8 protein-coding genes and 1 pseudogene are annotated in these 15,123 nt (G+C 61.6%); all 9 read left to right on the top strand.

Annotation, left to right across the window (positions count from 1 at the left end; translation table 11 throughout):
- Position 1 precedes the first annotated feature (1 nt).
- A complete protein-coding gene (locus I8E28_RS05925; protein WP_200787071.1) occupies positions 2–1,024 on the top strand; it encodes an asparaginase in 1,023 nt (340 codons plus the stop codon).
- Between the two features lie 3 nt (positions 1,025–1,027).
- Positions 1,028–2,209, top strand: a complete 1,182-nt coding sequence (locus I8E28_RS05920; RefSeq protein WP_200787070.1) for a CaiB/BaiF CoA transferase family protein — start codon at positions 1,028–1,030, stop codon at positions 2,207–2,209.
- A gap of 10 nt (positions 2,210–2,219) precedes the next feature.
- Positions 2,220–2,372: pseudogene (locus tag I8E28_RS20625) on the top strand (aldolase/citrate lyase family protein); the annotation flags it as partial.
- 525 nt (positions 2,373–2,897) lie between these two features.
- Positions 2,898–3,836, top strand: coding sequence for a DUF4007 family protein (locus I8E28_RS05910; protein WP_239027189.1), 939 nt, complete (start codon positions 2,898–2,900; stop codon positions 3,834–3,836).
- On the top strand, positions 3,829–7,170 hold the full coding sequence (locus I8E28_RS05905; RefSeq protein WP_200787068.1) for an ATP-binding protein: 3,342 nt from the start codon (positions 3,829–3,831) through the stop codon (positions 7,168–7,170). Before I8E28_RS05910 ends, I8E28_RS05905 begins: the two co-directional genes overlap by 8 nt.
- Complete coding sequence (locus I8E28_RS05900; protein WP_200787067.1) at positions 7,163–8,008, top strand: phosphoadenosine phosphosulfate reductase family protein; 846 nt, start codon at positions 7,163–7,165, stop codon at positions 8,006–8,008. The genes I8E28_RS05905 and I8E28_RS05900 overlap by 8 nt, the downstream gene beginning before the upstream one ends.
- Before the next feature lie 65 nt (positions 8,009–8,073).
- Positions 8,074–10,434, top strand: a complete 2,361-nt coding sequence (locus tag I8E28_RS05895) for a sensor histidine kinase (RefSeq protein WP_200787066.1) — start codon at positions 8,074–8,076, stop codon at positions 10,432–10,434.
- Positions 10,434–12,482, top strand: a complete 2,049-nt coding sequence (locus I8E28_RS05890) for a hypothetical protein (protein WP_200787065.1) — start codon at positions 10,434–10,436, stop codon at positions 12,480–12,482. Before I8E28_RS05895 ends, I8E28_RS05890 begins: the two co-directional genes overlap by 1 nt.
- 23 nt (positions 12,483–12,505) lie before the next feature.
- Complete coding sequence (locus tag I8E28_RS05885) at positions 12,506–15,112, top strand: type I restriction enzyme HsdR N-terminal domain-containing protein (protein ID WP_200787064.1); 2,607 nt, start codon at positions 12,506–12,508, stop codon at positions 15,110–15,112.
- Positions 15,113–15,123 lie beyond the last annotated feature (11 nt).

Genomic DNA, 15,123 nt, shown 5'->3' with positions numbered 1-15,123 from the left:
CATGAACAGTCGAACCATCACGAAGCCGCGCGTGACGCTGCTGGCGCTCGGCGGCACTATTGCCACCGCGCCCGGCGATCAGGGCGGTGTGACGCCCAAGCTGACGGGCGAGATGCTGGTCGCTGGCGTGCCCGCCCTCCGGGATATCGCCGACATCGAAGCGAGCACCTTCCGCCAACTACCCAGCCCTCACCTGCGATACGAGGACATCGAGGCGCTTGCCGTCGCAATCGTGCAAGCCCGAGACGAGGGCGCCACGGGCGTAGTCATCACGCAAGGAACGGACACGATCGAGGAAACGGCGTTTGCGCTCGACCTGCTTCTACCGCCGGGTGAGATGCCCGTAGTTGTGACGGGCGCGATGCGCAATCCGACCCTCGCCGGCGCCGACGGCCCGGCCAACCTCCTGGCTGCGGTGCAGGTGTGCACCAGCGACGCCGCGCGCGGCCTGGGATGCGTCGTCGTTTCCAACGACGAGATCCATGCAGCGCGTTTCGTGCGCAAGACCCACACCAGCAGCACCGCCACTTTCTCGTCGCCGACGGCGGGCCCGATCGGCTGGGTGATCGAAGACACGGTCCGCATCGCGCTGCTGCCAACGAAGACACCTCCACTGCAGCTGCCAGGCCCGGTGCGCGATGCGCGCGTTGCGCTCGTGGCGGTAGCTATGGGAGACGACGACACTGTCGTGAACGCAATGCGAAGCACCAGCATCGATGGCATGGTAGTCATGGCGCTCGGCGGCGGCCACGTGCCGGCCACGACGGCCGCAGCGCTGGAAGACATGGCACGGGGGATCCCCGTTGTGTTCGCCTCGCGCACCGGCGCTGGCGAAATCCTGTCGCGGACCTATGGATTCCCGGGCAGCGAGATCGACCTGCAACGCCGCGGGCTGGTCCGCGCGGGCTGGCTCGACGCGCTGAAGGCTAAGGTCCTACTCACCCTGCTTTTGCGGCACGGCGTGACTGACCGGCAGCGTATCGCCGACGTGTTCGCCCTCTGGGGCGGCGAGCCGCGACGCTGAGCCATGACCCGACCTCTCGACAACATCACCGTCGTCTCGCTGGAACATGCCATCGCGGCGCCGTTCTGCACGCGCCAGCTCGCTGACCTGGGCGCGCGCGTAGTCAAGGTGGAGCGGCCCGGCGGAGGCGACTTCGCCCGCGCCTACGACCAGCGGGCCAACGGCCTGTCGTCGCACTTCACGTGGGTCAATCGCTCCAAGGAAAGCCTCACGCTGGATCTCAAGCAGCCCGCTGCGCTTGCGGTACTTAAGGACCTGCTGGCCGGAGCCGACGTCTTGGTACAGAACCTGGCGCCTGGCGGCGCGGCGCGAATGGGTCTCGGCTTCGAGGAACTCCATTCGGCATTCCCGCGTTTGATCGTCTGCGACATCTCCGGCTACGGGAACGATGGCCCGTACCGGGACAAGAAGGCCTACGACCTCCTGATTCAGAGCGAGGCCGGATACCTGTCCGTGACGGGGACGCCCGACGAACCTTGCAAGTCTGGTAATTCGATCGCTGACATTGCTGCAGGCATGTACGCCTACACGAGCATCCTCGCCGCCCTCCTGCAGCGCCAGCAGACGGGGCAGGGGTCGCACATCGATGTGTCGATGCTCGAGTGCCTTGCCGAGTGGATGGGCTTTCCCATGTACTACGCGTATGACGGCGCGCCGCCGCCGCCACGCAGCGGCGCCTCTCACGCGACGATTTATCCGTACGGCCCTTTCCAAGCTGGCGATGGAAAGTCCGTCATGCTGGGCCTCCAGAACGAGCGCGAGTGGAAGGCGTTTTGCGAGCACGTCTTGCTGCGCCCGACGCTGGCCCAGAGCCCGCTGTATTGCAGCAATGCCCAGCGCAACGAGAACCGCGCGGCCTTGCGGTCGCTGATCCTGGAGGAGTTCGGCAAGCTCACCGCGGCCGGTGTGATCGAGCGCCTCGAGCGCGCGAAGATCGCGAACGCGCAGGTCAACACGATGGCCGACCTGTGGTCGCACCCGCAGCTAAAGGCTCGAGGGCGACTGGGCCAGGTAAACACCTCGGTGGGGCCGATCGCGGCGCTACTGCCGCCGGGGCGCAACAACAGCTTCGAGTACCGCATGGACTCGATCCCAGCTGTGGGGGAGCACACGCAGGCCATCCTGCACGAGCTTGGACGTAGTGACGATGACATCGCGGCGCTGCGGCGGCAGCACGCGATCTGAGGCCCCGAGCATGGCTTCTTCGCGTCTTCCCCGTTCGTACCTATTCGTGCCGGGCGACCGGCCGGAGCGCCTCGCAAAGGCATGCGCAAGCGGCGCTGATGCGGTGATCGTCGATCTCGAGGACGCAGTTGCTCCGAGGCAGAAGGTCGCCGCGCGAGCAGCGCAGTACCCCGATAGCCGCTGTCTCGATACCCCGATTCGTACCCCGATAAGGTGCTGGACCGTCATGGACGTCCGTGGACCTCAGAAGACATAAAGCCCTGATTTCTCAGGGCTTTATGCTGCTTGGGGGACTTCGATGGACCCCTGTGGACAGGGTCCTTGGCGGAGCAGGAGTCCGCCATAGCCGCAATGACGCAGCCGAAAATCCGCCCTGCACGTCTGAATACCCAACAAACCACCCCACGACATCGCACGCGACCGGCGCGCAATTGGTGGAGAGATACGCTCCTAGGCACAGCATTCAGTGAGCCACAATACTGTATTTAAATACAGTAACTCCGACCGTGAACGCTGCGCTGCATGGCTGAGCCGCTTTGCCTGAGCCGCTAAGAAGGCGACCTCCCAATCGTGAGATGAAACCGCCGCAGCGTTTTCCCGGTTGAGCTCGCTATGGTGTGTCTCTACGATGCTGCACGCGTCTGCACTGCTCCTCAGCTGCACTCCCTGGAGGGATTCATCCAGTAAGATGCCGAAGATGAGGAGAAAAAAACCTGCCGAAGGTGGTCCCGTGGCGCATTTCGCTGGCCACGAGACGTTCCCACTTCGGCAGATGTGGCTTAAAAAGGCCTTTGACCAAGCCATTGATGGCGTAGTGAAGCGTTCGGCCTTTGCCGACGAGTCCGCCATCGCCGAATTCGGCGTCGGCAAAAACATGGTCGCGGCGATCAGGCATTGGGCCCTGGCTTGCGACGTGATTCGAGAGCCTGACGGCAACGCCGATTACCCACTCACCGAGAACGGGCGGCTCATCTTCGCTGACGACGGCTACGACCCGTACGCCGAGCACCCAACAACCGCGTGGTATTGCCATTGGTGTTTGGCTGGCCGCGGCACGCGCGCGACCACCTGGTATTGGCTTTTCAATCACGTGGTGGGTCCCACCTTCACGCGCGATGAATTGGAGGAGCCGCTGGCTGACTACGCCAAGAGCATCGACGCTAACCGCCGCCTGTCTCCGGCCACATTTTCGCGAGACATCGACACGTGCATCCGGGGTTATGCGCCGCGCGCCTCGGGCACCTCTCCCGAGGAATTCGCCGAGCCCATGCTCGCCGAATTGGGCCTCATCTACGAGGAGAAGAAGGGGCACTTCGCCTTTCGGCGGGGGCCCAAGGCGACATTGAGCGACGGCATGTTCGCGTTCGCCCTCGTTGACTTCTGGGACAAGACGGCAAAGGGGCAGAGCTCCTTGGCATTCGAGACCATCGCCTACGGCGATGGCTCGCCTGGGCGCGTTTTCAAGCTTGACGAGGAGTCGGTGGCCGACAGGCTCATGGGGCTCGCCGAGCTCACGCGCGATGCGCTCATTTGGACCGACACCGCGGGCCTGCGCCAAGTCATGCGCGACCCCGCACGGGGGGCGAGGCTGTCCGATCGCATGTTGAAGCGGGCCTACCATGGCTAAGCAGCACGACGCTCCTCTCTCAGACTTCGTCAGCCTCTCGCGGCTGTATCAGCGCTCAATACGCATCGACGTCGATTTGGGGCGCACCGACGCTCTCGACGGATATGTCTGCCATGCGACCTCGCGCGCGGCGTTGGAGAGCATGGCCACGCAGCTCTCGCAGAGCAATCAGAGGGCCTTCACCCTTACGGGACCTTTCGGCGGAGGCAAGTCGTCGCTGGCCGTGGCGCTCGCTAGCGCTCTCTCCGATTCCAAGTCCGTTCGTCAAAAGGCCCGCGACCTACTCAGAGCCTCCGAGATCCGCGCTTTCGACACCGCGTTCGCGTGCCGGCGCAGTTGGCTCGTCGTTCCGGTTGTCGGCAAGAGAGGCAGCGTCGTCGAGGAGCTCACAAAGGCGCTGCATGAGGCGCGGGGCGCGCGAGGCGAGCCGAAGAAGCTCACCCCCACAGCCTTGATCGATCAAATCTGCGACCTGGCGGATTCCCGTGAGTGGGACGGCGTGCTCGTGCTCATCGACGAAATGGGCAAGTTTCTCGAAGCCTCGGCCCTCGAGCTCGGCGACGACGTTAACTTCTACCAAGATTTGGCCGAACGCGTCGGCCGCATCAAAGGGAAAGCCGTCGTCGTCGGCATCTTGCATCAAGCCTTCGCGCAATATGCGAAGCGCCTTGGCGCCGAGGCGCGCGAGGGCTGGACGAAAGTCCAAGGCCGTTTCGCCGACATCCCTCTCGTTGCCGCGAGCGACGAGGTCGTTGAGCTCATTGGCCGGGCGATTGTCGCTAAGAGGCGAGAGGGCCTGGGCGATCCGGCCGCCGCGGCCATCGCGGCATCCATCCGCTCTCGCAGGCCCGCGGTGGGTCCGAAATTCGCCGAGAGCCTCTCCAAATGCGCCCCGCTGCATCCGGCCATGGCGGCGTTGCTGGGGCCGATCTCCAAACGGCAGTTTGGGCAGAACGAACGCAGCGTATTTGGCTTTCTGGCGTCCGTCGAGCCCCACGGCTTCCGCTCCTATCTGCAGGCGACGCCCGCAAAGGACCTGCGTTGGTATCGCCCTGACGACTACTGGGACTACCTAAGGGCCAACTTGGAGCCCGCGATCCTCGCTTCCCCCGACGGCCACCGTTGGGCGCAGGCGGTCGAAGCCGTAGAGCGGGCAGAAGCGAAGAGTGGAGACAAGCTCCACGTCGCGTTGATCAAGAACGTGGCGGTCATCGACCTCTTCCGCAATGGCTCCGGGTTGGCTGCTGAGCTCGATGTGCTCGCCGCGATCTTCTCTGACGTGCCCAGGGAGCGAGTCGACGCCGCTCTCTCCGAGCTCGCCGCGATGCGCGTGCTCTTGTTCAAAAAGCACATTTCGGCCTGGTCCGTTTTCGAGGGCAGCGACTTTGACATCGAAGCCGCCATCTCGCAAACCCGCGCCGCGCAGCCTGCGCTGGATTTCGGCCTGCTCTCGAGCCTGGCGAATCTGCACCCAGTCGTCGCCAAACGGCACTACCACGACACCGGCACGATGAGGTGGATGAACGTGGCCCTGTGCCGCCTGGGAGAGGCCCCGCGGCTCGCCGACAACTTCGCACCAACGCGCGGCGAGTTTGGAACTTTCTTGCTGGCGCTGCCTGACAAAAGCGCGGACTTCAAGGGCTCGTCTCGGCATGCCGCGCAGCACGCTCGGCTTCGACCTTGGCCGGTCGTCGTGGGCGTCCCGCCGAACTTCGCAAAGATCGAGGAGCTTGGCTCCGAGCTCGTGGCTCTGCAACAAGTGCAAGCGCGACATGAGCTTCAGGGCGACCCCGTCGCTCGTCGCGAGGTGCATGCCAGGCTCGCGGAAGTGAGATCGAGCCTTCAAGAGGAGTTGCGCTCCGGAATCCTCAATGCTCGCTGGCAGTTTGGCGCCGAGCCGGCTGAGACTGGACTAAAACTATCCAGAATCGCTTCGAAGCTAGCCGACGATCTCTACGAACAGTCGCCCAGCGTGTGGAGCGAACTGGTGAACCGGGCGGAGCCGTCGAGCAACAGCGTGAAGGCGCGTCGCGACCTGATTCACAAGATGCTGTCACACGAAGCCGTGGAAAACCTCGGTATCGAGCGCTTTCCGGCCGAGCGGGGCCTGTACGTCGCCTTGCTAGGCCATCCGAAGCTTCACGTGCGAGCGCCAGATGGCAACTGGAAGTTTGCCGCGCCCCGCGAGGATGACGAATCCGCCAGCTTCAAAGGCCTCTGGGACGCGACCCGAACGCTCCTCGGCGACTCCGCTGCTCGGGTATCGGCGACCGACATCCACAAGCTTTGGGCTGCCCCTCCGATTGGCATGCGAGCCGGGATCATGCCGGTCTACCTGACCGCCTTCCTGCTCGCCAACAAGGGCAATCTCGCGCTCTACAAGGATGGCATTTTCATCCCCGAGCTCACCGAGGCAGACCTTGACGAATATCTGCAGGACGAGAGCCGCTTCTCGCTGCGCTGGATTGTCATCGACGAGCAGAAGACCGCGATCCTCGAAGGCGTGGCGAAGGTTCTCTCTGAGCTTGGGGCCACTCCTGAGTCGATGGACCCGCTGGAGGCCGCGCGTGGACTCGTCGCGCTCGTCTTCTCGCTACCCGCCTGGTCGCAGCGCACGACCCGCGTGGGCGCGAAGGCGCGCGCCGTGCGCGACACGCTGCTCAAGGCGAGCGATCCGCATAAGGTGTTGTTCGTCGACCTGCCGGCCGCGCTCGATGGCCAAGTGGGAGCCCAATTCGTCGAGGAGCTCAGGGCGCCGGTCGCCGAGCTCGTTGGTGCTTACGACCAGCTGTTGCTGGGCATCGAAGAGGCCATGCTGGCGGAGCTCGACGCTTCGCGCAACGACTTGGCGAGCCTGCGCGCGCGAGCCGCCATGCTCGAGGGCGTGAGTGGCGATCTTCGGCAAGAAGCGTTCTGCGCACGCTTAGCCAAGCATGACGGCAGTCGGGCGAGCATCGAAGGCATTCTGAGCCTCGCAGCCAACAAGCCTCCGCGCGATTGGAACGACCGTGACATCGACGCGGCGAGCCTCGATATCGCCCAGGCGGCTTTGCGGTTCCGGCGAGACGAGGCCTTTGTGGCCGTGAAAGGGCGCAAGCCCAAGACCGACGCGTTCGCGGTCGTGTTTGGCGCCGGCCCCGATACACGCACGCTTTCTCGCGCGTTCGCCGTCTCGGACAAGCACGCGCCGAAGGTGGACGAGCTCGTCGACAAGCTCGTCGCCGACCTAACCTCGCAAGGACTGCGGACCGAGTTGCTGCTGGCTGCCCTGGCGAAGACCGGCATGCGACTAAGCGAGAAAGACATCAACGACAGGAGCTCGACCCATGGCTGAGAAGCATGTGCTCGGAATCTCCGGAGGACGCGATAGCGCGGCTCTGGCCGTCTACGTACGGCAGCATCGGCCGGAGCTGGACGTCGACTACTTTTTCACGGACACCGGTAAGGAGCTGCCGGAGGTCTACGAGTTTCTGGGCCGGCTCGAAGGCTTCCTTGGCAAGCCGATCGCGAGGCTCAATCCGCGCCGTGACTTTGACTTCTGGCTGCGCGAATACAACCATTTCCTGCCCTCGCCGCAGACGCGCTGGTGTACCAAACAGTTGAAGCTCGCCCCATTCGAGCAGTGGATCAAGCCGATGCTCGCCGCGGGCGACAAGGTGACGACCTACGTGGCCATCCGCTCGGACGAGGACTACCGTGAGGGCTACAGCGCCAAGCATCCGAACCTGACGGTGAGCCTGCCCTTCCGCGAGGCAGGGATCGACAAGAAGGGGGTGCATGACATCCTGGAATCGTCTGGCGTCGGCCTGCCGAAGTACTACGACTGGCGCTCGCGCAGCGGGTGCACGTTCTGCTTCTTCCAACAGAAGATCGAGTGGGTGCGGTTGAAGGAACGCCATCCCGAGGCTTTCGAGGAGGCCAAGAGCTACGAAAAGAACGCCATCGAGCATGGCTCACCGTTTACTTGGTCCAAGGGGGAGCCGCTCGACGAACTCGAAAAGCCAGCGCGAGTCATTCAGATCGTTGCGGACTACGATCGCCGCAGGCAACGCGAATTGGCGCGCCGACCCGTGAATCCGCTGCGCCCCGCGGAGCTGCAGCGGTGCGAAGACCTCGACGAACTCTTTGGCGAGGACGAAGGCGGCGGAGCTTGCGTCGTGTGTCACAAGTAGCCCTCGAGATCGGATCCCAGAGATGCGCGCCTTCGACCTCAGCGACCTAGAGCCGGAGAACGTCCATGTCGTTTAAGGTCACCGCGCGCACGATCCTGGAGCTCGGATCCGAACTTATCAGTTCGGACATCATCGCCTTCTACGAGCTGATCAAAAACGGATTCGATGCGGGAACCAAGGACGGAGTCGACATCCGCTTCAACATTGTCATCCGCCGCAACTCATACCTTGATCTTCGACGCAAAGCCCTTGCCAAGCCCTCGTCGCCGAGTGAAATCGCCGCGCAGGCCTTGAATTCCCTGAATGTCGACGCGCCCATTGAAGCGCTTGACCTGGCCAAGGCGTTGCTTCACGAACCCGCCAGCGGCGAAGAGCTCGCGGACGCGCTTGATCGCATTTATGAGATGAGCCACATCGTGGTCAGCGACACCGGCTCGGGCATGTCCGCCGCCGATTTGAACAACAATTTCTTGGTCATCGGCACGGCATCGCGAAAACGCGAGGTCGACAAGGCACTTCGAGCCGGCGAGTCGAAGACGCCCTTCCTTGGGGAGAAAGGGATCGGGCGCCTTTCGGCCATGCGGCTCGGAGACTCTCTCCGAGTCGAGACGGCCAAGGCGGGCGACAGCCACCTCCACACTCTCGACATCGATTGGTCGGACTTCGCGCGAATCGACGCGATGCTGGCCGACATCGATATCCGCCCCGAGCGCGGCGATGTCGTCGAGCCCCCGGGCTGGTCTGGGACGCGAATCATCATCGGAAAGCTGGCCGAGGACTGGACTGCCGAACGCGTCAAGCGGATGGCCGACTACGACTTCTCACGCTTGACGGACCCATTTGTCGATCCCAAGAAGCGCCCGCGAATCGCTCTCCATTGGAATGGAGAGCGCGTGACCATTCCATGGATGCAGAAGGCGCTCATCCAAGGCGCGCACGTTTCCGCCGAAGGCGCATACACGCTGGTGGACGGGAGGCCCCAGCTTGCCTGCGAGATAACGATAAGGAACCTTGGATTCCCTCATCCAGTCGAGTCCGACAGCTATGTCGTTTCGGCCGAAGACCTCGAATCGGCTGTGATTGGCACGTCGCGGGAAATCCCTGAAAGCGCTCTCGCCTCGCTCGGCCCGTTCGCTTTTCAGGTCCATTGGTATAACCGACGCCTTCTCACCTCCATGGACGGAATCGGGGATCTGCGTGCGGTCCGAGAACAGCAGCAGCGCTGGTCTGGGATCTTGTTGTATCGAGATGGTTTCCGCGTCTTCCCTTATGGAGAAGACGAAGACGACTGGCTCGCCTTGGACCGCAAAGCGCTGGCCCGGACCGGCTACACGCTCAACAAAGCGCAGTTTGTCGGCAAGGTGGAAATCTCGCGCGTTGCCAATGCCGCCCTGGTCGATCAGACCAATCGCGAAGGACTGCGCGAAACGCCCGAGCAGCAGGTGTTCCTGGGCGTCATGCAATACGTGATTCAAGACTTGCTCTTCAAGTCGATGAAGAACGTCGAAAGGCAATACAAAGGGCAGAAGGTCGATCTCAGCGACGCCAAGACCGAGGTTGCTAGTTTGGATGCTCGCGCGAGAGGCGCTCTTTCGAAGCTTCGACAGCTCGCTCCCAAAGGCGATCCCTCTGTCGAAGAGCTGCAACAGACGCTTTTCGAATTCTCCGAGTTTGCGGAGCGCGCCCGTCAACGCATCGAGGAAGTGGAGCAGGAGAGCCGCCAGATGATCGAGATGGCCGGCGTCGGCCTCATGGTTGAAGTGGTGGCGCACGAACTTGCGCGAGCCTCGGAGAACGCTTTGGAGAACCTCGAGGCCTTACGAGCGAAGAACGTCCCCGAGGACGTGAAGGCCAAACTGGATTCCCTGCGAGCGCAGATGAAAAGCCTCGGGAAGAGAATCAGAGTGCTCGATCCTCTCAGCGTTTCTGGGCGGCAGCGCGTGGAAACGTTCGACCTTCGCGAACTGGTCGTGAACACCTTGGAAGCTCACCAGGCGCAGTTCGAGCGGCACAGGATATCAGTCAAACTTTCCGCGCCTGACGATGCTGTCAATGTGAGAACGGTCAAGGGCATGGTTGTTCAAATTCTCGAGAATTTGATCTCGAATTCCAAGTATTGGCTTGATGTGGGCGCGGGAAAGCAAGCCGGGAAGAAGTCCACGATTTCCATCGCGCTGTTGCCCTCGCCTCCGACTATCGTTTTCGAGGACAACGGCCCCGGCATCGCCCAAGAAAATCGAGAGCGCGTTTTCCGATCCTTCTTTTCGCTCAAAGAGAAGTCGAAGCGCCGCGGCCTCGGACTCTTCATTGCGCGCGAGTGCGCCAACTACATGGGCGGGGCGCTTACTCTAGACGCCAACCCCGGCAATCCAAACGGTCGACTCAATCGCTTTACGCTTGAGTTGCCATTGAACACGACGAAGTAATGGCCGAACTCACGGAAATTCTTGTGGCGGGCAAGGTTTCGCGCGCGCTGATCGTCGACGATGCATTCGACGAGGTTCCTCGCGCCGACGACCTCTCTATCGACGGCGAGCAATGGACGCAATTCTTCGACGATCTCAGCGACGCCGACGAAACGGCGCTGAACGCCGTCTTTCCCGCATTCGCGGAATCCGAAGCGGAAGATCTCCAGAAGTCCGACGGTTTTGTGGCTTGCCTTTGGGCCAACAAGGCAACGATTGCCCCAGGGCGCTGCGAGGCGCTCTTCGCCCGTTATGTCGCAGACATGCAGGCCGACGTTGCGCATCTCCGCGCTCTGAGAGGGCTACTGGAGGCTTCTGGCCTGGCATGCAAAGAAGTTGGGCGTGAATTTGGAGCAGCGGTCGCTGACGCCGACATCATCTTCATGGACCTTTACCTCTGCTCCGCCCAGCGCCCGGAAGACATAAAGGTTTCAATCGAGGGCCTTACGAGCGCAATCGCCGAACGCAGGACAAGCCCCCCGCTTGTGGTTCTCATGTCCCGAAGTTCACGGCTGGAAGAGAAGCGCGCGGAATTCCGTGACAGGACCAAGCTCTTCGAGAGCACATTCCGGATTCTGCGGAAGGCGGACATCCAACTGAATGGTGTAGTCCAGAGAGTTCTCGGGCGCTTGGCGACGCACTATCAAAACTCTCTCCGCCTTTCAGAGTTTGTTTGCGCCTGGGAGGACGGGCTCGACGCGGCGAGAAACCGGACTACGAAGCTCATTCGAAAGCTCGGCTTGTCCGACCTCGCGCAGATCCAACACTTGCTGCTCTCCGCTGAAGGCGAGCCGATGGGCAGCTACTTGGTCGATGTTCTCGACAAAGTCCTCCAACACGAGATCGAGGCCAACGCGAGCATTATTGATACCGCGCTCGCATTGAACAAGCTGGACGTCTCCAAGGTTCCCGCTCCACTCGTCCCAGGCGCGAGCGACCTTTTGGAGTTCGTCGAGCACTCCCTCTTTCACAATCGCGCTCGATTGAAGCTTCCGGGCGCCATCGATTCCTGCGTTTCCTTTGGCGACGTGCTCCGACGCAAGCCGCCTGCGCCCGCGGTGGCCCAGGCTCCGGTTGCGCCGGAAGGCGCCATACCCATCGCCTTGCCTGAGATTCAGGGCGACATGGTGATGGCGGTCCTGAGCCCCGCGTGCGACTTGCAGCGCAATCAGTTGAAGCGCGTTCTGCTGCTTGTCGGCGAGCTGCTTGTTTTGAAGCCGGAAGCTTGGAGCGCCAAGATTGATGGCGCGAAGACACCCGTGTTCGACTTGGGCGACGGAATCCGGCGTAGCATCAAGTGGGACGTGAAGCACGTTCTGATGCTCACGCATGCTGAACTGAACGACCTTCTGACTTCCGCCCAGCCGACTTTTGAGAAGGTTGGACGGTTGCGCGACCTGCACGCGCTGGAAATTCAGCAGAAGCTTCTGTCGTCGATGGGACGCGTTGGGTTGGCGGCACCCATGCCGGCGACGCGAGCGGTGAGGATTCACGCCTTCACTGTCGGCACCGACAAGAAGCTCGTCGACCTGAATGTGGGATCTCTCGCAGACGGCGCGGTTTGCTTCATCGGCAGGACCTCCGATGGCGAGAAGGCTCAGGAGAGACTGATCCTCACCGAGCGCGCGTGCGAAGACATTTGCCGCGCGATCGACCAGGTCGCTGCTGATGCGGTGCATGAGCGGTCCCGAGACATCCTAAAGACCATTCAGAAGTCTAGCGTCCTGTATGAGACGCTGGAGCAGGGCCTTGTTGTCCCAAATTTTGGTGCTGAGAACTTTATCGAATTCAAATCCAGCGGCGCCGTCACGCAGGGATTGATCGCACGAAACAAGAAGCAGATCGAGTCGCTCACGATCGCGGGCAAGGACCTGATTCATTCGGGTCTTGTGCTCATCGCATACGATGGCCCAGGCGATGCTGCGCCTCCTGCCGAAGTAGACGCCCCTGGGCAAGGTGCGGACGGCAGGGCCGCGGGCAATCAAGGGGCGCCGCCGGCGGCAGCGTAGACCGGTGGAGCTTCATTCGATCCATGCGAGAAGTGGAGATGCAAGCGCTTAGGTCCGAAGACGACATCCGAGCGAAGGTCGTGGTGCCTTGGTTGCTTGCGCACGGGTTCCCGATTGCAGCGTTGTCCATCGAGTTCTCATTTCGCATTCGGCTTGGCAGATCCGTCTTGGGGGTCAGCGGCGGAGCAACGTCTCGTCACCAAAGTAAGGCGATCCACTCTCCCCGTGCTGATGTCCTTGTTCGCAATGATCGTGGCGACAATTTGCTGATCGTTGAAGTCAAGGCGCCCGGCGAGCCACTTGACGACCGAGCGCGAGATCAAGGCATCTCCTATGCCAGATGCATCGCGGAAGGAAACATCGCTCCCTACGTGGTGTTGACCAACGGCGAGAGCACTCGTGTTTTTGACAGCATTTCGAGGCTAGAGCTCGGTCGGGACGTGCGACTGAGCGACGCTTGCAGTTCCAGGACTTTCTACGTCACGCCGGACGAACTCTCGCTCAGGGCAGAAGCTCTCGAGGCGCTTATATCGTTTTCGCCGGAGAACCTGATGGCGTTCTGCGATGCGCAGGCGCGCTTCCGCATGAAGCCGTTGCTCGGCGAAGGAGTCGACTCGGACAAAAAATTCATTCCCGAACTCTTTGTGGAGAGGGAGGACATTGCGTTTCGCCTCGCCGATGCGCTCGACGTCAAAGGCCATCGCGTCACCCTGCTGACAGGGCATCCGCAAGTTGGAAAAACCAATGTCGTTTGCCACGCCGTTCTCAATCGGCTTGCCGCCGGGCAACCTTGCCTCTTCTATCCTGCCATGGGATTGCAGAAGTCACTGTTGGCCGAGCTCGCGCACGACTTCGAATGGGAGTTTTCCGGAGCATCGGACACCTACAGCCAGTTGGCGCGCAAATTGAACAATGTCTTGCAGCGAGCGAACAAGAGGCTGACCATCTTTATTGATGGTTTGAACGAGACAAGCGTTCAGCTCGCGCGCGCGATCGACGCCGACTGCAGCCGAGTTTCCGGCGATCGCGTCCAGATCGTGATCTCGTTCACCCACAGCTCGGCGCCAAGAATACTCAGAGATGCTGGTGGAAACTCTTCCTATCTTGCCGAGGAGGCTGGCATTTCCGCTCACGGCGCAAATCTGATTGCCCTTGACCCCGAGGCAGCCGTCAGGACGAACGACTGGAATCTCATTCACGTGAGCCGATACTCCCCCGAAGAACGCGATCGGGCATATGAGGTTTACGCGTCCGCGTATCGAGTGACCGTTCCAAAGAAGTCTCACAAGAAGACACGCGATCCTTACGTGCTTGGCATCGCGATGCGGGAATACCGGGGAGGACAGCTACCCGATTCATTGGACGAGCCGAGCCTTCTCCGACGTTTCCTCGACAGCAAGATGGGACGCGCCGTCGGTTTAGAGGAATACAACATTCCTCTTTGCCTGCGGGAGCTCGGAAGGGAAATGATTCGCGCTGGCGCGCCAGTGCCTATAGAGGCCCTCTGCCGGATATGGTCGCATCCGATAGCTCAAAAGATTCCGAGCGGCTTCTTCGAGTCTGCACTGTTGATGACCGAGGTGGACGCGCACGGTCAACTGTCAGTGGACTTTTACTACGGGCGTGAGAGGGACTATGTCATCGCCTGCATGGCGCAAGAGTGGCCGGAGAAACTGCGGGCCCACGACGACATGGAGGCGGAGTTCTCCGCCTCCGTTGCGACTTGCGCCGGAAGCGACGCCTTAGCCTGGTTCTTGCGGCAACCAGCCCATGTGGAGATGTTGGCGGCGCTCCCCGGGGGCGTTCCGATCTACTCGGATCCTCGCGTGCGGCGAACCTTGCTGTCGTCATTGTGCGAATACACGTCGACGCAGGGCGTCGAAGTCCGGGAAGTGCTTCGCTTCGCAGTGACCAGCGCAATGAACGATCCAGACAATCTTGCCCGCATTGAAGCGGTCAAGCTGGTGGCGATGGCCTCCGACGAACCCAATGATCTGGCGTCTGTGCTCGGACATGATTCGTCACTGAGTGATCTCATTGAGGCCATTCTCGGCATCGGCGAAGAGTTTCCATTCAAGGCGGAGGACGCGGGCCAAGTCGTGCTGGACGCGCTCCGAACCTTGCATTGGGACTTTGGCGACTCAGACGATGACGGGACTTCTCTGATAAGCCACATCTTGATTGGTCTTAGCGAGCACCCTGCGGCGAACGTTCGCAAGGAAGCAAACACCTGTCTCGGCTACGCGGCGCCTTTTGCGTTTGTGCAGAGTCTTGCTGAGAAGATCGCGCGGCAGTCGGAACACATACGCCAAGACAACTTTGGTGAATTCGCGGAAGGGATCAGAAATGCCGCTGGCGAATTGAGCGAGTCCTACTACGGCAGCATGTGTCCAGGAGCGCTTGAGGCCATCTTGGAAAATCCCGACTACCAAGCTGACGAATACCTCAAGATGAGTCGCGCCCTCGGTCCCATCATTGCCGTTTTTGGCGGAATTGACGGCACCGACACCTTTCAGTCAATCTTGGAAGACCTCGGTCGAGGCTTGTCCGAGGCGACGGACGCCGCGCCAAATGTCTCCTATGTCGACACGCGCACCCTTCCTTTGCGTTTTGAAGACGAAGGCAAGTAGATCCTGCCGTA

It is taken from the genome of Ramlibacter algicola (assembly GCF_016641735.1).
GTDB lineage: Bacteria > Pseudomonadota > Gammaproteobacteria > Burkholderiales > Burkholderiaceae_C > Ramlibacter > Ramlibacter algicola.
Note: the sequence above shows the minus strand (reverse complement) of the source record. Positions and strands in the feature narration are given on the sequence as shown.

Excerpts from the sequence above, each read along its gene's own strand:
- I8E28_RS05885 (WP_200787064.1), top strand. The coding sequence starts at position 12,506 with ATGCGAGAAGTGGAGATGCAAGCGCTTAGGTCCGAAGACGACATCCGA.
- I8E28_RS05905 (WP_200787068.1), top strand. The coding sequence starts at position 3,829 with ATGGCTAAGCAGCACGACGCTCCTCTCTCAGACTTCGTCAGCCTCTCG.
- I8E28_RS05925 (WP_200787071.1), top strand. The coding sequence starts at position 2 with ATGAACAGTCGAACCATCACGAAGCCGCGCGTGACGCTGCTGGCGCTC.
- I8E28_RS05920 (WP_200787070.1), top strand. The coding sequence starts at position 1,028 with ATGACCCGACCTCTCGACAACATCACCGTCGTCTCGCTGGAACATGCC.
- I8E28_RS05900 (WP_200787067.1), top strand. The coding sequence starts at position 7,163 with ATGGCTGAGAAGCATGTGCTCGGAATCTCCGGAGGACGCGATAGCGCG.
- I8E28_RS05890 (WP_200787065.1), top strand. The coding sequence starts at position 10,434 with ATGGCCGAACTCACGGAAATTCTTGTGGCGGGCAAGGTTTCGCGCGCG.
- I8E28_RS05910 (WP_239027189.1), top strand. The coding sequence starts at position 2,898 with ATGCCGAAGATGAGGAGAAAAAAACCTGCCGAAGGTGGTCCCGTGGCG.
- I8E28_RS05895 (WP_200787066.1), top strand. The coding sequence starts at position 8,074 with ATGTCGTTTAAGGTCACCGCGCGCACGATCCTGGAGCTCGGATCCGAA.